Annotated in this window: 19 protein-coding genes; all 19 read left to right on the forward strand. The window is 51.6% G+C overall.

Translation table 11 applies throughout. The features are described 5' to 3' along the window. The first annotated feature begins 84 nt into the window (after positions 1-84). Complete coding sequence (mnmG, locus tag AC3ITF_RS22260) at positions 85-1,974, forward strand: tRNA uridine-5-carboxymethylaminomethyl(34) synthesis enzyme MnmG (RefSeq protein ID WP_096758975.1); 1,890 nt, start codon at positions 85-87, stop codon at positions 1,972-1,974. Between the two features lie 105 nt (positions 1,975-2,079). Then, complete coding sequence (gene rsmG / locus AC3ITF_RS22265) at positions 2,080-2,703, forward strand: 16S rRNA (guanine(527)-N(7))-methyltransferase RsmG (protein WP_489176023.1); 624 nt, start codon at positions 2,080-2,082, stop codon at positions 2,701-2,703. A 615-nt stretch (positions 2,704-3,318) separates the two neighbouring features. Then, a complete protein-coding gene (gene atpI, locus AC3ITF_RS22270; RefSeq protein WP_096758977.1) occupies positions 3,319-3,699 on the forward strand; it encodes a F0F1 ATP synthase subunit I in 381 nt (126 codons plus the stop codon). A 7-nt stretch (positions 3,700-3,706) separates the two neighbouring features. Next, positions 3,707-4,522 carry a F0F1 ATP synthase subunit A gene (gene atpB, locus AC3ITF_RS22275; protein WP_096758978.1) on the forward strand — a complete coding sequence of 272 codons (816 nt, stop codon included), beginning with the start codon at positions 3,707-3,709 and terminating at the stop codon, positions 4,520-4,522. Between the two features lie 46 nt (positions 4,523-4,568). Then, entirely contained in the window at positions 4,569-4,808 is a 240-nt protein-coding gene (gene atpE / locus AC3ITF_RS22280; protein WP_000429386.1) for a F0F1 ATP synthase subunit C, read from the forward strand. Positions 4,809-4,867: 59 nt separating this feature from the next. Next, positions 4,868-5,338 carry a F0F1 ATP synthase subunit B gene (atpF, locus tag AC3ITF_RS22285; RefSeq protein ID WP_003827022.1) on the forward strand — a complete coding sequence of 157 codons (471 nt, stop codon included), beginning with the start codon at positions 4,868-4,870 and terminating at the stop codon, positions 5,336-5,338. Positions 5,339-5,352: 14 nt separating this feature from the next. Then, positions 5,353-5,886 carry a F0F1 ATP synthase subunit delta gene (atpH, locus tag AC3ITF_RS22290; protein ID WP_096758979.1) on the forward strand — a complete coding sequence of 178 codons (534 nt, stop codon included), beginning with the start codon at positions 5,353-5,355 and terminating at the stop codon, positions 5,884-5,886. A 12-nt stretch (positions 5,887-5,898) separates the two neighbouring features. Further along, the gene (gene atpA, locus AC3ITF_RS22295) at positions 5,899-7,440 is read left to right on the forward strand and encodes a F0F1 ATP synthase subunit alpha (RefSeq protein ID WP_003827026.1); all 1,542 of its coding nucleotides are present in this window, start codon (positions 5,899-5,901) and stop codon (positions 7,438-7,440) included. Positions 7,441-7,490: 50 nt separating this feature from the next. Next, positions 7,491-8,354, forward strand: a complete 864-nt coding sequence (atpG, locus tag AC3ITF_RS22300) for a F0F1 ATP synthase subunit gamma (protein WP_096758980.1) — start codon at positions 7,491-7,493, stop codon at positions 8,352-8,354. Between the two features lie 26 nt (positions 8,355-8,380). Then, complete coding sequence (gene atpD, locus AC3ITF_RS22305; protein ID WP_096758981.1) at positions 8,381-9,763, forward strand: F0F1 ATP synthase subunit beta; 1,383 nt, start codon at positions 8,381-8,383, stop codon at positions 9,761-9,763. 20 nt (positions 9,764-9,783) lie between these two features. Continuing rightward, the gene (locus AC3ITF_RS22310; RefSeq protein ID WP_005121460.1) at positions 9,784-10,203 is read left to right on the forward strand and encodes a F0F1 ATP synthase subunit epsilon; all 420 of its coding nucleotides are present in this window, start codon (positions 9,784-9,786) and stop codon (positions 10,201-10,203) included. A 655-nt stretch (positions 10,204-10,858) separates the two neighbouring features. Then, positions 10,859-12,229, forward strand: coding sequence for a bifunctional UDP-N-acetylglucosamine diphosphorylase/glucosamine-1-phosphate N-acetyltransferase GlmU (gene glmU / locus AC3ITF_RS22315; RefSeq protein WP_489176024.1), 1,371 nt, complete (start codon positions 10,859-10,861; stop codon positions 12,227-12,229). Between the two features lie 364 nt (positions 12,230-12,593). Then, positions 12,594-14,423 carry a glutamine--fructose-6-phosphate transaminase (isomerizing) gene (gene glmS, locus AC3ITF_RS22320; protein ID WP_135912819.1) on the forward strand — a complete coding sequence of 610 codons (1,830 nt, stop codon included), beginning with the start codon at positions 12,594-12,596 and terminating at the stop codon, positions 14,421-14,423. A 105-nt stretch (positions 14,424-14,528) separates the two neighbouring features. Further along, positions 14,529-15,416: an AraC family transcriptional regulator gene (locus AC3ITF_RS22325; RefSeq protein ID WP_489176025.1), complete on the forward strand. Its 888-nt coding sequence runs from the start codon at positions 14,529-14,531 to the stop codon at positions 15,414-15,416. A 68-nt stretch (positions 15,417-15,484) separates the two neighbouring features. Continuing rightward, positions 15,485-17,236 carry an amidohydrolase family protein gene (locus tag AC3ITF_RS22330; protein ID WP_182259894.1) on the forward strand — a complete coding sequence of 584 codons (1,752 nt, stop codon included), beginning with the start codon at positions 15,485-15,487 and terminating at the stop codon, positions 17,234-17,236. A 334-nt stretch (positions 17,237-17,570) separates the two neighbouring features. Next, complete coding sequence (pstS, locus tag AC3ITF_RS22335; protein ID WP_096758984.1) at positions 17,571-18,611, forward strand: phosphate ABC transporter substrate-binding protein PstS; 1,041 nt, start codon at positions 17,571-17,573, stop codon at positions 18,609-18,611. Between the two features lie 144 nt (positions 18,612-18,755). After that, entirely contained in the window at positions 18,756-19,715 is a 960-nt protein-coding gene (gene pstC, locus AC3ITF_RS22340) for a phosphate ABC transporter permease PstC (RefSeq protein WP_096758985.1), read from the forward strand. Continuing rightward, positions 19,715-20,605, forward strand: coding sequence for a phosphate ABC transporter permease PstA (gene pstA / locus AC3ITF_RS22345; protein WP_096758986.1), 891 nt, complete (start codon positions 19,715-19,717; stop codon positions 20,603-20,605). Before pstC ends, pstA begins: the two co-directional genes overlap by 1 nt. A gap of 107 nt (positions 20,606-20,712) precedes the next feature. Then, positions 20,713-21,486 carry a phosphate ABC transporter ATP-binding protein PstB gene (pstB, locus tag AC3ITF_RS22350; RefSeq protein ID WP_003023821.1) on the forward strand — a complete coding sequence of 258 codons (774 nt, stop codon included), beginning with the start codon at positions 20,713-20,715 and terminating at the stop codon, positions 21,484-21,486. The last annotated feature ends 14 nt before the right edge of the window (positions 21,487-21,500 follow it).

Genomic DNA, 21,500 nt, shown 5'->3' on the forward strand with positions numbered 1-21,500 from the left:
TCTTTCTCGATCGACTAAAGTTGAGTAGAATCCACGGCCCGGGCTTCAATCCATTTTCACACCGCGTTATGCGAGGCAATTACCATGTTTTATCAGGATCCTTTTGACGTCATCATCATTGGCGGGGGTCATGCAGGCACCGAGGCCGCGATGGCCGCGGCGCGAATGGGTCAACAGACCCTGCTGTTGACACACAATATCGACACTCTGGGACAGATGAGCTGCAACCCGGCGATCGGCGGTATTGGGAAAGGACACTTGGTAAAAGAAGTGGATGCGCTCGGTGGGCTGATGGCCAAAGCGATCGACCATGCAGGCATTCAGTTTAGGATACTAAACGCGAGCAAAGGACCGGCGGTGCGCGCCACTCGTGCTCAGGCAGACCGCGTGCTGTATCGCCAGGCCGTTCGTACTGCTCTGGAGAATCAGCCAAACCTGATGATCTTCCAGCAGGCGGTTGAAGATCTGATTGTGGAAAACGATCGTGTTGTCGGGGCAGTGACCCAAATGGGACTGAAGTTCCGTGCCAAAGCCGTGGTCTTAACGGTCGGAACCTTCCTCGACGGTAAAATTCATATCGGTCTGGACAACTACAGCGGTGGCCGTGCAGGCGATCCGCCGTCTATTCCGCTGTCACGCCGCCTGCGCGAACTGCCGCTACGCGTCAGCCGCCTGAAAACAGGTACACCACCGCGAATTGATGCGCGTACTATCGATTTCAGCGTGCTGGGTCAGCAGAACAGCGATAACCCCATGCCGGTCTTCTCGTTCCTTGGCGACGTCTCTCAACACCCGCGCCAGATGCCGTGTTATATCACGTATACCAACGAGAAAACCCATGACGTGATCCGCAATAACCTCGATCGTAGCCCGATGTATGCTGGCGTGATCGAAGGAATCGGCCCACGCTACTGCCCGTCGATCGAAGACAAAGTGATGCGCTTTGCCGACAGGAACCAGCATCAGATTTTCCTCGAGCCGGAAGGACTGACGTCCAACGAAATTTACCCGAACGGTATCTCCACCAGCCTACCGTTTGATGTGCAGATGCAAATTGTCCGCTCAATGCAGGGGATGGAAAACGCCCGAATCGTCCGCCCTGGCTACGCGATTGAGTATGATTTCTTCGATCCGCGCGACCTAAAACCGACTTTGGAAAGCAAATTTATTCAGGGCCTGTTCTTTGCCGGACAAATCAACGGTACAACGGGTTACGAAGAAGCCGCTGCGCAAGGTTTACTTGCGGGCCTCAACGCTGCTCGCCTGTCAGCCGACAAAGAAGGCTGGGCGCCTGCGCGTTCACAGGCCTATCTCGGCGTGCTGGTGGACGATCTCTGCACGCTGGGTACCAAAGAACCGTACCGCATGTTTACCTCACGAGCGGAATACCGTTTGATGCTGCGTGAGGACAATGCCGATCTCCGTCTGACCGAAAAAGGACGCGAGCTGGGTCTGGTGGATGATGCACGCTGGGCGCGCTTCAATGAAAAACTGGAGCGCATTGAACAAGAACGTCAGCGTTTGAAATCGACCTGGGTGAACCCATTAGCCGAGACTGCTGCAGAAGTGAACGCTTACCTGGCTACCCCGTTGTCACGTGAGGCCAGCGGTGAAGATCTCCTGCGTCGCCCGGACGTAACCTACGCGCAACTGACGTCGTTGTCAGCGTTTGCACCAGGCCTTGACGATGCTCAGGCCGCTGAACAGGTTGAGATTCAAGTTAAGTACGAAGGCTATATCGCTCGCCAGCAGGACGAGATCGAAAGACACCAGCGTAATGAAAACACCCTGTTGCCTGCGACCCTGGATTATCGCCAGGTATCCGGCTTGTCGAATGAAGTCATTGCCAAGCTGAACGATCACAAACCGGTGTCTATCGGTCAGGCATCGCGCATATCTGGCGTTACGCCTGCCGCCATCTCCATTTTGCTGGTATGGCTGAAAAAACAAGGTATGCTGCGCCGCAGCGCTTAATGACACACTATTTTGGCGGGGGCGCTTTGCTTGCCCGCCCTACAAATTTGTAGGCCCGGTCAGCGTTAGTGCCATCGGGCAAATTATCATCAACAGGTAACGACCGTGCTCAACAAACTCTCTCGTCTGCTGGCCGATGCCGGTATATCTCTTACCGATCACCAGAAAAATCAGCTGATAGCGTATGTCGATATGCTGCATAAATGGAACAAAGCGTACAACCTGACGTCGGTGCGTGATCCCAACGACATGCTGGTACGTCATATTCTGGACAGCATTGTCGTTGCGCCACATCTGCAGGGGGAGCGTTTTATTGACGTTGGTACGGGTCCTGGACTGCCGGGTATTCCGCTCTCCATTGTACGTCCAGAGGCGCATTTCACTCTGTTAGACAGTTTGGGGAAACGCATACGCTTCTTGCGTCAGGTGCAGCATGAACTCAAGCTGGAAAACATCACCCCGGTACAAAGTCGGGTTGAGGATTTTCCTTCGGAACCACCTTTTGATGGCGTGATCAGCCGTGCTTTCGCTTCGCTGAACGATATGGTGACCTGGTGCCATCATTTACCGGGTCAAAACGGACGCTTTTACGCGTTGAAGGGGCTGTTGCCTGAGGATGAAATTGCCTCTTTGCCTGCTGAGTTCAGCGTCGAGTCGGTTGAAAAATTACGCGTTCCACAACTGGATGGCGAACGTCATCTGGTGGTGATTAAGCCAAACAAAATTTAATATTTGTCAAAAAAAATAGAAATAAAACGGTGCGTCAGGCGTTAAAAAATAGGGGTGATCGTGTGGTTAAATGTTGTTACATTTCACCGGTGACTTACTGTTTTGCATCATAACTATAACGTACCGTTTTTTGTTAAAAGTGAAACAAGTCAACTGTGAAAATATCAGGCTGCTAAAAATAGAACCTAACAATCATCGGTGTGTGTTAATTTTTTATTATAAATGTCAATGAGTGGTGTTTTTGTTGTTAGGCGCTATTTTTAAAAGAGTGATGATTTTTAGGCTTAAATATCAAAAAGATGAAAAGGCATCATTTGCCACGCAATTTAATTATGCGAAGGTGAATATGTTCAATATGTGATCTGTCGCACGCTTTGCAGCCAGTGTTTACGCGGTATTTGCAGTTTTGCATGATCGTTCACAGTTTGCCAAAAAGTAATAAATGTGGCCCAGAGAAAAATATTTAAACATTTATTCACTTTTTAGCTACTTATTGTTTGAAATCACGAAGGCGCACCGTATAATTTGTCCGCTTTTTGATGCTTGACTCTAAGCCATAAAGAACGTTTTATACGACACGCGGCGTACCTCGAAGGGAGCAGGAGTAAAAACGTGATGTCTATGTCGCTCTTGAGTCGAAACGTTGCACGTAAGCTTTTGCTCACACAGCTTCTGGTGGTAATGGCAAGTGGATTGCTGTTTAGCCTCAAAGACCCTTTCTGGGGCATCTCCGCATTGTGCGGTGGATTGGCAGTGTTACTGCCTAATATGTTGTTTATGATATTTGCCTGGCGTCACCAGGCACATACACCAGCAAGAGGTCGAGTGGCCTGGTCGTTCGCCTTCGGCGAAGCCTTCAAGGTGTTAGCGATGCTGGTTTTGCTGGTGGTGGCGTTGGCGGTTTTGAAGGCGGTATTTACGCCGCTGATCGTTACGTGGGTTTTGGTGCTGGTGGTTCAGATACTGGCACCGGCTGTAATTAACAACAAAGGGTAAAGGCATCATGGCTTCAGAAAATATGACGCCGCAGGATTACATAGGACACCATCTGAATAACCTTCAGTTGGACCTACGTACATTCTCGCTGGTGGATCCGCACAACCCCCCAGCCACCTTCTGGACGCTCAATATTGACTCCATGTTTTTCTCGGTGGTTCTGGGTCTGTTGTTCCTGCTTGTGTTCCGTAGCGTGGCCAAAAAGGCAACCAGCGGCGTACCGGGTAAATTTCAGACCGCGATTGAGCTGGTAATCGGCTTTGTACATGGTAGCGTGAAAGACATGTACCATGGCAAAAGCAAGCTGATTGCTCCGCTGGCCCTGACGATTTTCGTCTGGGTATTCCTGATGAACCTGATGGATTTACTGCCTATCGACCTGCTGCCGTACATCGGCGAGCATATCTTTGGCCTGCCGGCTCTGCGTGTGGTTCCGTCTGCTGACGTGAACATCACCCTGTCGATGGCACTGGGCGTATTTATCCTCATTCTGTTCTACAGCATCAAAATGAAAGGCATCGGTGGCTTCACGAAAGAGTTGACGCTGCAGCCGTTCAATCACTGGGCGTTCATTCCTGTCAACTTAATCCTTGAAGGGGTAAGCCTGCTGTCCAAACCAATCTCTCTTGGTTTACGACTGTTCGGTAACATGTATGCCGGTGAGCTGATTTTCATTCTGATTGCTGGTCTGTTGCCGTGGTGGTCACAGTGGATCCTGAATGTGCCATGGGCCATTTTCCACATACTGATTATCACGCTGCAAGCCTTCATCTTCATGGTTCTGACGATTGTCTATCTGTCGATGGCGTCTGAAGAGCATTAATTTACCAACACTACTACGTTTTAACTGAAACAAACTGGAGACTGTCATGGAAAACCTGAATATGGATCTGCTGTACATGGCTGCCGCTGTGATGATGGGTCTGGCGGCAATCGGTGCTGCGATCGGTATCGGCATCCTCGGGGGTAAATTCCTGGAAGGCGCAGCGCGTCAACCTGATCTGATTCCTCTGCTGCGTACTCAGTTCTTTATCGTTATGGGTCTGGTGGATGCTATCCCGATGATCGCTGTAGGTCTGGGTCTGTACGTGATGTTCGCTGTCGCGTAGTAAGCGTTGCTTGAATTAAGAGCAATATCAGAACGTTAACTAGATAGAGGCATTGTGCTGTGAATCTTAACGCAACAATCCTCGGCCAGGCCATCGCGTTTGTCCTGTTCGTTCTGTTCTGCATGAAGTACGTATGGCCGCCATTAATGGCAGCCATCGAAAAACGTCAGAAAGAAATTGCTGACGGTCTTGCTTCTGCGGAACGAGCACATAAGGATCTTGACCTTGCAAAGGCCAGCGCGACCGACCAGCTGAAAAAAGCGAAGGCGGAAGCTCAGGTAATCATTGAGCAGGCGAACAAACGTCGCGCTCAGATCCTGGACGAAGCCAAAACTGAAGCAGAGCAGGAACGTACTAAAATCGTGGCACAGGCGCAGGCGGAAATTGACGCCGAACGTAAACGTGCTCGCGAAGAACTGCGTAAGCAAGTCGCTATCCTGGCTGTTGCTGGCGCCGAGAAGATCATCGAACGTTCCGTGGATGAAGCTGCTAACAGCGACATCGTGGACAAACTTGTCGCTGAACTGTAAGGAGGGAGGGGCTGATGTCTGAATTTATTACGGTAGCTCGCCCCTACGCCAAAGCAGCTTTTGACTTTGCCGTTGAGCACCAGAGCGTTGACCGTTGGCAGGATATGCTGACGTTCGCCGCTGAGGTGACGAAGAACGAACAAATGGCAGAGCTTCTCTCTGGCGCGCTGGCGCCGGAAACGCTCGCTGAGTCGTTTATCGCAGTCTGCGGTGAGCAGCTGGACGAAAGCGGCCAAAACCTGATTAAGGTAATGGCTGAAAATAACCGTCTGAATGCGCTCCCGGATGTTCTTGAGCAGTTTATTCACCTGCGTGCAGCCAGTGAGGCTATCTCTGAGGTAGAAGTCACTTCTGCCAATGCACTGAGTGATGAGCAGCTTGCGAAGATCAGCGCCGCGATGGAAAAACGTCTGTCACGCAAAGTTAAGCTGAATTGCAAAATCGATAAGTCTGTAATGGCGGGCGTAATCATCCGTGCGGGTGATATGGTCATTGATGGCAGCGTACGCGGCCGTCTTGAGCGCCTTGCAGACGTCTTGCAGTCTTAAGGGGACTGGAGCATGCAACTGAATTCCACCGAAATCAGCGAACTGATCAAGCAGCGCATTGCTCAGTTCAGTGTTGTGAGCGAAGCTCATAACGAAGGTACTATTGTTTCTGTAAGTGACGGTGTTATCCGCATCCACGGCCTTGCCGATTGTATGCAGGGTGAGATGATTTCCCTGCCGGGTAACCGTTACGCTATCGCACTGAACCTGGAGCGCGACTCCGTAGGTGCAGTTGTGATGGGTCCATACGCTGACCTCGCCGAAGGCATGAAGGTTAAGTGTACGGGTCGTATCCTTGAAGTTCCGGTAGGCCGTGGCCTGCTGGGTCGTGTGGTGAACACTCTGGGTTCCCCAATCGACGGTAAAGGTCCGGTTGATAACGATGGCTTCTCGCCAATCGAAGTTATCGCACCGGGCGTAATCGAACGTCAGTCCGTCGATCAGCCGGTACAGACCGGTTATAAATCCGTTGATGCCATGATCCCAATCGGACGTGGTCAGCGTGAGCTGATCATCGGTGACCGTCAGACCGGTAAAACCGCGATGGCGATCGATGCGATCATCAACCAACGTGACTCCGGCATCAAATGTGTGTACGTGGCTATCGGCCAGAAAGCGTCCACCATTTCTAACGTGGTTCGTAAACTGGAAGAGCACGGCGCACTGTCCAACACTATCGTTGTTGTGGCTACCGCGTCTGAATCTGCTGCACTGCAATATCTGGCACCGTATGCTGGTTGCGCAATGGGCGAATACTTCCGTGACCGCGGTGAAGATGCACTGATCGTTTACGATGACCTGTCCAAACAGGCTGTTGCTTACCGTCAGGTTTCCCTGCTGCTGCGTCGTCCGCCAGGACGTGAAGCATTCCCAGGCGACGTATTTTACCTCCACTCCCGTCTGCTGGAGCGCGCATCCCGCGTTAACGCTGAATACGTTGAGAAGTTCACCAATGGTGAAGTTAAAGGTAAAACCGGCTCCCTGACCGCTCTGCCGATTATCGAAACCCAGGCGGGTGACGTTTCTGCGTTCGTTCCGACCAACGTAATCTCAATTACCGATGGTCAGATCTTCCTGGAAACCAACCTGTTTAACTCCGGTATTCGTCCGGCGGTTAACCCAGGTATCTCCGTATCGCGTGTAGGTGGTGCAGCGCAGACCAAGATCATCAAGAAACTGTCCGGTGGTATTCGTACTGCGCTGGCACAGTATCGTGAACTGGCCGCGTTTTCTCAGTTCGCTTCCGACCTGGATGAAGCTACGCGTAAGCAGCTGAGCCATGGTCAGAAAGTCACTGAGCTGCTGAAGCAGAAACAGTATGCCCCAATGTCTGTTGCACAACAGGGTGTGGTGTTGTTTGCGGCTGAACGCGGTTACCTCGAAGATGTGGAACTGGCGAAAATCGGTAGCTTTGAAGCCGCTCTGCTGGCTTACGTCGACCGTGATCACGCTCCGCTGATGCAAGAGATTAACCAGTCCGGTGGCTATAACGATGAAATCGAAGGCAAGCTGAAAGCTATCCTCGATTCCTTCAAAGCAACCCAGTCCTGGTAACGTCTGGCGGTCTGTCCTAGGGCGGACCGCAAGGCATTGAGGAGAAGCTCATGGCCGGCGCAAAAGAGATACGTAGTAAGATCGCAAGCGTCCAGAACACGCAGAAGATCACTAAAGCGATGGAGATGGTCGCCGCTTCCAAAATGCGTAAATCGCAGGATCGCATGGCGGCCAGCCGTCCTTATGCAGAGACCATGCGCAAAGTGATTGGTCACCTTGCGAATGGTAATCTGGAATATAAGCACCCTTACCTGGAAGAACGCGACGTTAAACGCGTGGGCTACCTGGTGGTGTCGACCGACCGTGGTCTGTGCGGCGGCTTGAACATTAACCTGTTCAAAAAACTGTTGGCGGATATGAAAGCATGGTCCGATAAAGGCGTTCAGTGCGACATCGCAATGATCGGCTCTAAGGGCGTGTCTTTCTTTAACTCTGTTGGCGGTAACGTGGTTGCTCAGGTAACCGGTATGGGGGATAACCCTTCCCTGTCCGAACTGATCGGTCCGGTTAAAGTGATGCTGCAGGCCTACGATGAAGGCCGTCTGGACAGACTGTACGTTGTCAGCAACAAATTTATTAACACCATGTCACAGGTTCCGACCCTGACTCAGATGTTGCCATTACCGGCATCAGAAGATGAAGAGTTGAAACAAAAAGCCTGGGATTACCTGTATGAACCAGACCCGAAACCGCTGCTGGATACCCTGCTGCGTCGTTACGTTGAATCTCAGGTTTATCAGGGCGTGGTAGAAAACCTGGCCAGCGAGCAGGCCGCACGTATGGTGGCGATGAAAGCCGCGACCGACAATGGCGGCAGCCTGATTAAAGAGCTGCAGTTGGTATACAACAAAGCTCGTCAGGCCAGCATTACTCAGGAACTCACCGAGATTGTCGGTGGTGCATCCGCGGTATAACCAGGTTAATTCGTAGAGGATTCAAGATGGCTACTGGAAAAATTGTCCAGGTAATCGGCGCCGTAGTTGACGTCGAATTCCCTCAGGATGCCGTACCGCGTGTGTACGAAGCCCTTGAGGTTCAGAATGGTAATGAAGTTCTGGTGCTGGAAGTTCAGCAGCAGCTCGGCGGCGGTATCGTACGTACCATCGCCATGGGTTCTTCCGACGGTCTGCGTCGTGGTCTGGAAGTAAAAGACCTCGAGCACCCGATCGAAGTCCCGGTAGGTAAAGCAACACTGGGTCGTATCATGAACGTATTGGGTCACCCGATCGACATGAAAGGCGACATCGGTGAAGAAGAGCGTTGGGCTATCCACCGCGCGGCACCGTCCTATGAAGAGCTGTCCAGCTCTCAGGAACTGCTGGAAACCGGCATTAAAGTTATCGACCTGATGTGTCCGTTCGCGAAGGGCGGTAAAGTCGGTCTGTTCGGTGGTGCTGGTGTAGGTAAAACCGTAAACATGATGGAGCTGATCCGTAACATCGCGATCGAACACTCCGGTTATTCTGTGTTTGCGGGTGTAGGTGAACGTACTCGTGAGGGTAACGACTTCTACCACGAAATGACCGATTCCAACGTTCTGGACAAAGTATCCCTGGTATATGGCCAGATGAACGAGCCGCCGGGAAACCGTCTGCGCGTTGCACTGACCGGCCTGACCATGGCTGAGAAATTCCGTGACGAAGGTCGTGACGTACTGCTGTTCGTTGATAACATCTACCGTTACACCCTGGCCGGTACGGAAGTATCCGCACTGCTGGGTCGTATGCCATCAGCGGTAGGCTATCAGCCGACTCTGGCGGAAGAGATGGGTGTTCTTCAGGAACGTATCACCTCGACCAAAACCGGTTCTATCACCTCCGTTCAGGCGGTATACGTACCTGCGGATGACTTGACTGACCCATCCCCAGCCACCACCTTTGCTCACTTAGATGCAACCGTGGTACTGAGCCGTCAGATCGCATCCCTGGGTATCTACCCGGCCGTTGACCCGCTGGACTCCACCAGCCGTCAGCTGGATCCGCTGGTTGTTGGTCAGGAACACTACGACACCGCGCGTGGCGTACAGTCCCTGCTGCAGCGTTACCAGGAACTGAAAGACATCATCGCCATCCTGGGTATGGATGAACTGTCTGAAGAAGACAAACTGGTGGTAGCACGTGCGCGTAAGATCCAGCGCTTCCTGTCCCAGCCGTTCTTCGTTGCGGAAGTATTTACCGGTTCTCCGGGTAAATACGTTTCCCTGAAAGACACCATCCGTGGCTTTAAAGGCATCATGGAAGGCGAATACGACCACCTGCCAGAGCAAGCGTTCTACATGGTTGGTTCTATCGACGAAGCCGTGGAAAAAGCGAAAAAACTTTAACGCCTTAATCGGAGGGTGATATGGCAATGACTTACCACCTGGACGTCGTCAGCGCAGAGCAACAAATGTTCTCTGGTCTGGTCGAAAAAATCCAGGTAACGGGCAGTGAAGGTGAACTGGGTATTTTCCCGGGACACGCACCGCTGCTCACCGCCATTAAGCCTGGTATGATCCGCATCGTTAAACAGTTCGGTCATGAAGAGTTTATCTATCTGTCCGGCGGCATTCTTGAAGTGCAGCCTGGCAACGTGACCGTACTGGCTGATACCGCGATTCGCGGGCAGGATCTCGATGAAGCGAGAGCCCTGGAAGCGAAACGTAAGGCAGAAGAGCACATTAAGAGCTCTCATGGTGACGTGGATTACGCTCAGGCATCTGCGGAACTGGCCAAAGCGATCGCCAAACTGCGCGTTATCGAGTTGACCAAAAAAGCGATGTAACACCGGCTTGAAACACAAAAACCAGTCTGATTTCAGGCTGGTTTTTTTATGCCTGTGTTTTAGATAATTTGAAACTGAAAAGGTATTTTAAAATTTATGTGATATTCATCACATAAATATTGATCGATTAAAAAATGAAGCGTAGACTCTTTTTTGTGATGAGTGTCACATAATTAACTCAGATAAAAACGGGATACCAACATGAAACTGATCAACAAAATCATCGCCCTTTTCAGCAGCATGAACGTCTCTTTCGGCACGTTCAACCTGTAATACCTGCTTTAACGTGGCGCGATGCTTTGCGTAATTTATAAGCTAGCGCCATCTGTTCTCCTGTCGTTTTCGCACTATCCCCCGCCTCGATCCACTCCTTCTATTACTCCCTGAATTCGATAAATAAAATTGAGTCCGGACACTGAATTCTTTATTCATGGGGCAAAAAAATAGCAAAAACATTAACCTAAGGCTTTAATAAGAGCAGTCTCCTGTTTTTGGGAAGACAAAAGGCGTAGATATCGACGAAAATAGTGGGCTAAACGATAGGTATTTTCCCCTATTGAACGTTTTATCTTCGGCCCATTTCACGATGAAAAAAATGTAGTATTTTCAATGTGAAACGGTATAAATTCGTTCTTAAATTACAGTCAGGACGTGTATGTTGAATAGTGCTATGAGCGTCGTGATCCTTGCCGCAGGCAAAGGTACACGTATGTATTCCGATCTTCCTAAAGTGCTGCATACCCTCGCGGGCAAATCGATGGTCCAGCATGTCATTGATGCTGCTAATGAATTAGGCGCAACTCGCGTACATCTGGTCTACGGACACGGTGGCGATCTGCTTAAACAAACGCTGAAAGATGACAACCTGAACTGGGTTCTGCAAGCAGAGCAGTTAGGTACCGGTCATGCTATGCAGCAGGCGGCGCCATTCTTTGGTGATGACGAAGACATTTTGATGCTTTATGGCGATGTTCCGCTCATCTCCACCGACACCTTACAGCGTCTGCGCGATGCAAAACCGCAGGGTGGCATTGGCCTGTTAACGGTGAAACTGGATGACCCAACCGGCTACGGGCGTATTACGCGTGAAAACGGCGCGGTAACTGGCATCGTTGAGCATAAAGATGCCACCGACGAGCAGCGTCAGATTCAGGAAATCAATACCGGTATTCTGGTGGCTAACGGTGCAGACATGAAGCGCTGGCTGGCAAAACTCACCAACAACAATGCGCAGGGTGAATACTACATCACCGATATCATTGCGATGGCCTATCATGAAGGACGTGAGATTGCCGCAGTACATCCGGCGCGTATTAGCGAAACGGAAGGCGTCAATAATCGTCTGCAGCTTTCCCGCCTGGAGCGCGTTTATCAGTCCGAGCAGGCAGAAAAACTGCTGCTGGCTGGCGTGATGCTGCGCGATCCGGCGCGTTTTGATCTACGCGGTACGCTTATTCACGGGCGCGATGTTGAAATTGATACTAACGTTATCATTGAAGGTCACGTGACCCTCGGCGATCGCGTCAAGATTGGCGCAGGTTGCGTCATCAAGAACAGCGTGATTGGTGATGACTGTGAGCTTAGCCCATACAGCGTTGTGGAAGATGCACGCCTCGATGCGGCATGTACTATCGGTCCGTTTGCACGTTTACGTCCCGGCGCTGAGCTGCAGGAAGGCGCACACGTGGGTAACTTCGTCGAAATGAAAAAAGCGCGTCTGGGTAAAGGCTCCAAAGCCGGTCATCTGACGTATCTGGGCGATGCAGAAATTGGCGATAACGTGAACATCGGCGCAGGGACGATTACCTGCAACTACGATGGCGCCAATAAGTTTAAAACCATTATTGGCGACGATGTGTTTGTTGGTTCTGATACTCAACTGGTAGCGCCCGTCTCCGTGGGTAAAGGCGCGACTATTGCCGCCGGGACCACCGTAACGCGTGATGTCGCGGATAACGAACTGGTTATCAGCCGGGTACCGCAGGTCCATAAACAGGGCTGGAAGCGTCCGGTGAAGAAGAAGTAATTAATTTTTGCTGGATGGCGACTTTGCCTTATCCGGCCTACGTGCGGTGACGTTCAGTAGGCCTGATAAACGTGATTGCCATCAGGCAGACAAGAGATGAGGGGATAATATAATCCTCCGCTCAACACGCAGTACCATAAAAATAACCCCACTCTCTACAAGGCTCGGGGCGCCCGGAATACGGGTATTACCCAAAGTATTTCACGCTGTAGCAAGGCGGCAAACTTGGGAATCTACGGGAGCTTACTAAAGTAAGTGACCGTAGTGAGCAAGTGTAGCCAACGCAGCTACGGCGTGAAAGACGAAGGGGAAACAGGTTGACCGACAACGACAGGCACAATGCCTAAATTCGGAATCTAAAAATATGTGTGGAATTGTTGGCGCTATCGCGCAGCGTGATGTTGCTGAAATCCTTCTCGAAGGTTTACGTCGTCTGGAATATCGTGGTTATGACTCTGCCGGTCTGGCAGTTGTCGATGCTGAAGGCAAAATGACCCGTCTGCGTCGTCTGGGCAAAGTACAGATGCTTACCGCGGCTGCGGAAGATCATCCGTTACATGGCGGCACCGGTATTGCTCACACGCGTTGGGCAACGCACGGCGAACCTTCAGAAGCGAACGCGCATCCGCATGTTTCTGATCACATTGTGGTGGTGCATAACGGCATCATCGAAAACCATGAACCGCTGCGTGAAATGCTGAAAACACGTGGCTACACTTTCGTGTCAGAAACCGACACCGAAGTGATTGCTCACCTGGTGCACTGGGAGCTGGAGCAGGGCGGTACTCTGCGTGAGGCCGTACTGCGGACTATCCCGCAGCTGCGCGGTGCATACGGTACGGTGATCATGGATACCCGTAACCCTGAAATCCTGCTGGCGGCGCGTTCTGGTAGCCCGCTGGTAATTGGTTTGGGCATGGGTGAGAACTTTATCGCTTCCGATCAGCTGGCGCTGCTGCCGGTAACCCGTCGCTTTATCTTCCTGGAAGAAGGCGATATTGCGGAAGTGACTCGTCGTTCAGTGACCATTTTCGACAAGTCTGGCGTGGAAGTTAAACGTCAGGATATTGAATCCAGTCTGCAATATGACGCGGGCGAAAAAGGTATCTATCGCCACTACATGCAGAAAGAGATCTACGAACAGCCGAATGCGATCAAAAATACTCTGACCGGGCGCATCAGCCACGGTGAGGTGGATTTAAGCGAGCTGGGTCCGCATGCCAACGAGATGCTGTCTCAGGTGGAGCATATTCAGATCATCGCCTGTGGTACGTCGTACAACTCCGGTATGGTGTCTCGCTACTGGTTTGAGTCGCTGGCGGGTATTCCGTGTGATGTAGAAATCGCCTCTGAATTCCGTTACCGCAAATCAGCTGTGCGTCGCAACAGCCTGATGATCACCCTGTCCCAGTCTGGTGAAACGGCGGATACCCTGGCGGGTCTGCGCTTATCAAAAGAGCTGGGTTATCTGGGATCGCTGGCGATTTGTAACGTACCGGGTTCTTCGCTGGTGCGTGAATCCGACCTGGCGATGATGACCAACGCCGGTACCGAAATCGGCGTGGCCTCCACGAAAGCATTTACCACCCAACTGACTGTACTGCTGATGCTGGTGGCGAAACTGTCACGTCTGAAAGGCCTGGATGCGTCTATTGAGCATGACATCGTTCACGGTCTGCAGGCGCTGCCGAACCGTATTGAGCAGATGCTGTCTCAGGACAAACGCATTGCTGCCCTGGCAGAAGATTTCTCTGACAAACACCATGCGCTGTTCCTCGGCCGTGGCGATCAGTATCCGATTGCGCTGGAAGGCGCGCTGAAGCTGAAAGAGATCTCTTATATTCACGCGGAAGCCTACGCAGCTGGCGAGCTGAAACACGGCCCGCTGGCGCTGATTGATGCGGATATGCCGGTTATCGTCGTGGCACCGAACAACGAACTGTTGGAAAAACTGAAATCCAACATTGAAGAAGTTCGTGCCCGTGGCGGCCAACTGTACGTCTTCGCCGATCAAGATGCGGGCTTTACCAGCAACGAAAACATGCACATCATTGAGATGCCGCATGTGGAAGAGGTGATTGCTCCGATCTTCTATACCGTTCCGCTGCAACTGCTGGCGTATCACGTGGCGCTGATTAAAGGCACCGATGTCGATCAGCCGCGCAACCTGGCGAAGTCGGTTACCGTAGAGTAACGCGCCACGCGATTTATCGCGGAGATAGCGCTAAAAATCCGGCGTGCTGTTACGGCACTCCGGATTTTTTTATGTCTAAAATCAGTATATTAAATGAGGCAGAAGATGACGCAGGACTATCGTAAGTCGGTGTTCAGGGCAATGAACTACATCAGCCAGCATCTGGATCTTAACCCGACTCTGGAAGAGGTCTCGCGTGAGGTCGCTGTGTCCTGCTATCACTTTCATCGCATCTTCAAAGCACAGGTTGGCGAAACGGTCGCTGAATTTACCCGTCGTCTGCGGATGGAAAAGGCCGCTATGAGCCTGATTGACGCACCGCATAGCGATATTACCGGGCTGGCATTACAGGTCGGATTTTCCAGTTCGCAAAACTTTGCCCGGGCATTTCGCCGTCATTTTTCCGTATCGCCAGGCGAATTTCGTCGCTCCCTTCGGGAGGCAATAAAAAGCAAGACAGGACACGTCTCTCAGCAAAAAAGCACCTATTCTCAGTGCGATACTACCCAAGCACACTGGCATACAGCAGGCTTTTTGGGCGCAAAAGTCATTGCGCTCCCCACGCGTAGGGTCGCATTTATGCGCCGATTTGGACCATACGGTAAAGAGACCTGCCAACAAACGCATCAGGACTTGTTGACCTCGTTGCCCGCCAGAACGCCGTTACAGCCTGCCGGAATGCTATGTGTTTACTGGGATCCGCCAGATGTGACGGCAGAACAGCATTGCCGCACGGATGTTGGTTTTGAACTCAGCGAGGGGGAGCAGGTCAGTCGACATATCGCCGTGCAGACAATAGCCGCCGGAAATTATCTGGTATGCAAGTGCGCAGCTTGGGGAGATCAGGTTGATAACACCTGGGCGCTCGCCTTTGCCTGGATGCGAACGAAAGGGCTGATGAAAAGCGATAAACCTTGCTACGAAATGTATTACAACGAAACCAATGCCGCGCATGATTATTATGTCTATGACATTTGCATCCCTTTGAATTAACGCCAGAAAAACAGCTATCTACACAGCATCGAATACGTTTATTCGCAACGCAATGGAGTTAATTTTTCATGAGAATTTCAATGCTCTTTCTGGCATGTTCACTGGCCGTCACGTCTTCCACGGTCTCTGCTCTGGAAGGTAATAAAATGATTATCTTTGGCGGGGAAATCTACAGCGCCGATCCAAATAATCCCTCTCCACAAGCCATCGCTATTGAAGGCAAAAAAATCATTGCCGTGGGAACGTTCAACGATGTGCTGAAGAAGGCCGGTTCTGATGCTATTCGCATTGATTTGCAGGGTAATTACCTGATGCCGGGGTTGATCGACAGCCACGCCCATGTTGCTGATGGCGGATTTAAAACGATCACCGTCGAATTTCCTGAAGGGATGACAAAAGCGGCAGCGATTAGAGCGTTTGTCGATAAAAATAAGCGTAACCCTCAGCGCGATCTCCATGGCGTCCAGTTTTACAGCAATGTACCCCTGGATTACTGGGACAATATTAGCCTGCTGGATAGCGTATTTAATGCGCCAGAATATCAGGATACGCCGGTGGTGCTGGCTGGATCGGATGCCCATACCGGCTGGGTTAATAACGCCATGTTACGTAAAGCCAAGTTGGATCCCCAGGCCATTGCTGACGCTGGCAACAGTATAAGAACCAATGTTGGGCTAACCCCCAATGGAAAACTCAACGGCTTTGTCTCCGAAGGCGCATGGGATCGGGTGCTCGGTGCCATTCCTCCCGTCGATAACGACAAAATTGCGCAGTCGATTATCGCTGGATCAAAGGTGATGAACCGCTATGGTATCACCGCCTGGATGGAGCCGCTGAGCAACCTGCGCCCGCTGGCACCGTCATTTGATGCTCACCCGGGACGCAACGATGAAGGGCTACTTCCGGCGTACAGTTCTCTGGCGAAGGACGGAAAACTCACCGCCCACGTAACCGGTCTGGCATTGGTCAATATTAACGCTTCTCCAGCAGCCATTGATGACGTAGTGGCTATCAGGGATAAATATGCCGGAATACCCGATATCAAGCTGGCTGGGATTAAAATCTTTCAGGACGGAGTGATTGAATATCCGTCCCAGACGGCGAAGTTGAGTCAGTCATACCTGAATCGACTTGGCTACAGTGGTAGTAACTCGCTGGATAAAGTGACGTTCTGTTCGCTGGTGGCCAAAGCGGATGCCGAAAAATTGATTGCCCACTTTCATGCTATCGGCGATCGCGCCGTGCAGGAGTCACTGGATGCGGTTGCCTGTGCGCGCGAAAAGAATGGCAACAGCGGCATATTGCACAGCATTACCCACCTGGAAATCGTTAACCCGCAGAGCCTCCCTCAATTTCAGCAGTTGAACGTCGCAGCGTCTATGCAGTTGCTGTGGGCGGGTAAAGACGGTGCAACGACAACTCTGCTGGATGGCAAAGTGCCAGCGCCGTTACTCCAACACCTTTATCCTGCTGGCGATCTGTTCCGCCATCACGCGCTGATTGCGGGGGCCAGCGACTGGCCGGTATCTAGCCCCAACCCGCTGTTTGCCATTTACACGGCAGTTACGCGGATGGGGGAAGAGGGCGAACTGCCACCTGAGAGTGAAAAAATCAGCCGTGCCGCGATGCTACAGGCTTACACCCTGAATGCAGCAAAAGTTATTGGCCGCGATAAAGAAACGGGCTCAATTGCCGTAGGGAAAAGTGCTGACCTGGTGCTGTTCGATCGCAACCTTGAGAAAGTGAGTATTGAAAAGCTACGGGATGCCACGGTGCTTTGGACGATGTTTGCCGGAAAAAAAGTCTATAGCGGGAAGTAAACTGCTGCTGAAAGGCCACCGGGAGGTGGTCTTTTACATTACGATAGCCTGTTTTTTGAACCGTTAGAAAAGAAATACATCACGGCATTTTGATGAAAAATAGTCATCCTTGGCTACGCTTTTAAGTGTCATAAAAATAAAATTTTCGCGAAATGTTATTGTTATGAAATGCGTTAATAACTTGTTTTTGCAGTATTTTTTAAATTCTGTATTTCACTTTTTTCCATTGTCATAAAACTGTCATATTTCGTACATTTAACTGTCACCTGTTTGTCCTATTTTGCTCACAGTAGCAACTCAAACAATGATTTACGAAAACCGTGCAGGAGACATTATGAAAGTTATGCGTACCACTGTCGCAACTGTTGTCGCCGCGACCTTATCCATGAGCGCGTTCTCTGTATTTGCCGCAGCGAGCCTGACAGGTGCAGGTGCAACTTTTCCTGCGCCAGTGTATGCCAAATGGGCTGATACTTATCAGAAAGAGACCGGTAGTAAAGTCAACTACCAGGGTATCGGCTCCTCCGGTGGTGTAAAACAAATTACGGCAAATACCGTTGATTTCGGCGCTTCTGATGCACCGTTGTCTGATGAGAAACTGGCACAGGAAGGCCTGTTCCAGTTCCCGACCGTGATCGGCGGTGTCGTGCTGGCTGTAAATATCCCTGGCCTGAAATCCGGCGAACTGGTGCTGGACGGTAAGACCCTGGGTGATATCTACCTCGGCAAAATCAAGAAGTGGGATGATGAAGCCATCACCAAACTGAACCCAGGGCTGAAACTGCCTTCGCAGAACATCGCCGTTGTGCGTCGTGCTGATGGTTCCGGTACCTCTTTCGTGTTCACCAGCTACTTGGCAAAAGTGAACGAAGAGTGGAAATCTAAAATTGGTGCAGGCTCTACCGTTAACTGGCCAACCGGTCTGGGTGGTAAAGGTAACGACGGTATCGCCGCGTTCGTACAGCGTCTGCCAGGCTCCATTGGTTACGTTGAATATGCTTACGCTAAGCAGAACAACCTGGCCTATACCAAACTGATTTCTGCTGACGGTAAACCGGTAAGCCCGACCGAAGAAAACTTTGCAAATGCGGCAAAAGGCGCTGACTGGAGCAAAACCTTCGCCCAGGATCTGACTAACCAGAAAGGTGATGAGGCGTGGCCGATTACGTCCACCACATTCATCCTGGTTCACAAAGAGCAGAAGAAACCTGAGCAGGGCGTTGAAGTGCTGAAATTCTTTGACTGGGCGTACAAAAATGGCGGTAAACAGGCGAATGACCTGGATTACGCCAGCCTGCCGGATAACGTGGTTGAGCAGATTCGTGCTGCATGGAAGACCAACGTGAAAGACAGCAGCGGTAAAGCACTGTACTAATAGAATATCTTTGACGAATTGGCGGATGGCGCTACGCTTATCCGCCCTACGGTAGAAACCGTAGGCCCAGAGTGTAGGCCGGATAAGCGTAGCGCCATCCGGCATGGGCAACTGAGTAAACGAGTTTAACTTAAAGAGTGATTTATGGCTGCAACCAAGCCTGCTTTTAACCCACCGGGTAAAAAGGGTGACATGATATTCAGCGTGCTGGTAAAACTGGCTGCGCTGATTGTGCTATTGATGTTGGGTGGCATTATTGTCTCTCTGATCATCTCCTCCTGGCCAAGCATTCAAAAATTTGGTTTCTCATTTTTGTGGACCAAAGAGTGGGATGCGCCAAACGATATCTACGGTGCGCTGGTACCGATTTACGGAACGCTGGTGACCTCGTTTATCGCCTTGCTGATCGCCGTTCCGGTGAGCTTCGGCATCGCTTTATTTTTGACTGAGTTAGCACCTAACTGGTTACGTCGCCCGCTGGGCATTGCAATTGAACTGCTGGCGGCGATCCCGAGTATTGTTTACGGCATGTGGGGCCTGTTTATTTTTGCCCCGCTGTTTGCTACCTACTTCCAGGAGCCGGTGGGTAACATCCTTTCCAATATTCCGTTTGTGGGTGCCCTGTTTGCGGGTCCGGCCTTTGGTATCGGTATTCTGGCAGCCGGTGTGATCCTGGCCATTATGATCATCCCGTACATTGCGGCGGTCATGCGCGATGTGTTCGAACAAACGCCGGTACTGATGAAAGAGTCAGCCTATGGCATCGGCTGTACTACCTGGGAAGTCATCTGGCGCATCGTCCTGCCGTTCACCAAAAATGGGGTGATTGGCGGCGTGATGTTGGGTCTTGGCCGCGCGCTCGGTGAAACCATGGCGGTGACCTTTATCATCGGTAACACCTACCAGCTCGACAGTGCATCGCTGTTTATGCCGGGTAACAGTATTACCTCTGCGTTGGCGAATGAATTTGCCGAAGCGGAATCTGGCCTGCATGTGGCTGCGTTGATGGAACTGGGGCTGATCCTGTTTGTGATTACCTTCATCGTGCTGGCAGCGTCTAAGTTCATGATCATGCGCCTTGCGAAGAACGAGGGGGCACGCTAATGGCTACGCTTGATATGCAAAACACCGCCGCGCTGGCGGAGTCTCGTCGTAAGATGCAGGCGCGTCGCCGCTTGAAAAACCGCATCGCACTGACACTCTCAATGGGGACGATGGCGTTCGGTCTGTTCTGGTTGGTGTGGATCCTGTTCTCAACGGTGGTTCGCGGTATCGACGGTATGTCGCTGGCGCTGTTCACTGAAATGACGCCGCCGCCGAATACGGCGGGTGGCGGTCTGGCGAATGCCCTGGCGGGCAGCGGGCTGTTGATCCTGTGGGCGACCGTGTTGGGTACGCCGCTCGGTATTATGGCGGGCATCTATCTGGCCGAGTACGGGCGTAAGTCCTGGCTGGCTGAGATTATCCGCTTTATCAACGACATCCTGCTGTCTGCGCCGTCGATTGTTGTGGGTCTGTTCGTTTACACCGTGGTCGTCGCGAAAATGGAGCACTTCTCTGGCTGGGCGGGCGTGATTGCGCTGGCGCTGCTGCAGGTGCCAATCGTGATTCGTACCACCGAAAACATGCTCAAACTGGTGCCGGATAGCCTGCGTGAAGCGGCCTATGCGCTGGGTACGCCGAAGTGGAAGATGATTTCAGCGATCACCCTGAAGGCGTCTGTCTCCGGCATTATCACCGGTGTCTTGCTGGCGATTGCGCGTATTGCCGGTGAAACCGCTCCGCTGCTGTTTACATCGCTCTCCAATCAGTTCTGGAGCACCGACATGATGCAGCCGATAGCCAACCTGCCGGTGACCATCTTTAAGTTTGCGATGAGCCCATTTGTGGAATGGCAGCAACTGGCCTGGGCCGGGGTGCTGATTATTACCCTGTGCGTACTGCTGCTGAACATTCTGGCACGAGTTATTTTCGCGAAGAAGAAACACGGTTAAGACGAATTGCCGGATGGCGGCGTAAACGCCTTATCCGGCCTACGGTCGAACATATTTGTAGGCCTGATAAGCTGCGCGCCATCAGGCATGATAAGGAATAGATTGAAATGAGTATGGTTGATACTGCCCCAGGTAAGATTCAGGTTCGTGATTTGAACTTCTACTACGGCAAATTCCATGCCCTGAAGAACATCAACCTGGATATCGCTAAAAACCAGGTCACGGCGTTTATCGGGCCATCAGGCTGTGGTAAATCAACGCTTCTGCGTACCTTCAACAAAATGTTTGAACTGTATCCAGAACAGCGTGCGGAAGGTGAAATCCTGCTGGATGGCGACAATATTCTCACCAATACCCAGGATATCGCGCTGCTGCGTGCCAAAGTAGGGATGGTGTTCCAGAAGCCGACGCCGTTCCCGATGTCCATCTACGACAACATCGCGTTTGGTGTCCGTCTGTTTGAAAAACTCTCGCGTGCAGACATGGACGAGCGCGTGCAGTGGGCCTTGACCAAGGCCGCATTATGGAATGAAACCAAAGATAAACTACACCAGAGCGGGTACTCTCTCTCCGGTGGTCAGCAGCAGCGTTTGTGCATTGCGCGTGGTATTGCCATTCGCCCTGAAGTGTTGCTGCTGGATGAGCCGTGTTCGGCGCTCGACCCGATCTCTACCGGGCGTATTGAAGAGCTGATCACCGAGCTGAAAGAGGATTACACCGTCGTTATCGTTACCCACAACATGCAGCAGGCTGCGCGTTGTTCCGACCACACGGCGTTTATGTACCTGGGCGAGTTGATTGAGTTCAGCAACACGGACGATCTGTTCACCAAGCCCGCGAAGAAACAAACAGAAGATTATATCACCGGCCGTTACGGTTGATTCAGGAGCGCGTT

Source organism: Citrobacter sp. KH_055_1, assembly GCF_057838705.1.

Bases quoted from the DNA above. Each gene is read 5' to 3' on its own strand.
- mnmG (WP_096758975.1), top strand. From the start codon at position 85: ATGTTTTATCAGGATCCTTTTGACGTCATCATCATTGGCGGGGGTCAT.
- atpG (WP_096758980.1), top strand. From the start codon at position 7,491: ATGGCCGGCGCAAAAGAGATACGTAGTAAGATCGCAAGCGTCCAGAAC.
- pstC (WP_096758985.1), top strand. From the start codon at position 18,756: ATGGCTGCAACCAAGCCTGCTTTTAACCCACCGGGTAAAAAGGGTGAC.
- atpI (WP_096758977.1), top strand. From the start codon at position 3,319: ATGTCTATGTCGCTCTTGAGTCGAAACGTTGCACGTAAGCTTTTGCTC.
- glmU (WP_489176024.1), top strand. From the start codon at position 10,859: ATGTTGAATAGTGCTATGAGCGTCGTGATCCTTGCCGCAGGCAAAGGT.
- atpD (WP_096758981.1), top strand. From the start codon at position 8,381: ATGGCTACTGGAAAAATTGTCCAGGTAATCGGCGCCGTAGTTGACGTC.
- atpA (WP_003827026.1), top strand. From the start codon at position 5,899: ATGCAACTGAATTCCACCGAAATCAGCGAACTGATCAAGCAGCGCATT.
- AC3ITF_RS22330 (WP_182259894.1), top strand. From the start codon at position 15,485: ATGAGAATTTCAATGCTCTTTCTGGCATGTTCACTGGCCGTCACGTCT.
- atpB (WP_096758978.1), top strand. From the start codon at position 3,707: ATGGCTTCAGAAAATATGACGCCGCAGGATTACATAGGACACCATCTG.
- AC3ITF_RS22325 (WP_489176025.1), top strand. From the start codon at position 14,529: ATGACGCAGGACTATCGTAAGTCGGTGTTCAGGGCAATGAACTACATC.
- glmS (WP_135912819.1), top strand. From the start codon at position 12,594: ATGTGTGGAATTGTTGGCGCTATCGCGCAGCGTGATGTTGCTGAAATC.
- atpH (WP_096758979.1), top strand. From the start codon at position 5,353: ATGTCTGAATTTATTACGGTAGCTCGCCCCTACGCCAAAGCAGCTTTT.
- pstA (WP_096758986.1), top strand. From the start codon at position 19,715: ATGGCTACGCTTGATATGCAAAACACCGCCGCGCTGGCGGAGTCTCGT.
- AC3ITF_RS22310 (WP_005121460.1), top strand. From the start codon at position 9,784: ATGGCAATGACTTACCACCTGGACGTCGTCAGCGCAGAGCAACAAATG.
- pstB (WP_003023821.1), top strand. From the start codon at position 20,713: ATGAGTATGGTTGATACTGCCCCAGGTAAGATTCAGGTTCGTGATTTG.
- pstS (WP_096758984.1), top strand. From the start codon at position 17,571: ATGAAAGTTATGCGTACCACTGTCGCAACTGTTGTCGCCGCGACCTTA.
- atpE (WP_000429386.1), top strand. From the start codon at position 4,569: ATGGAAAACCTGAATATGGATCTGCTGTACATGGCTGCCGCTGTGATG.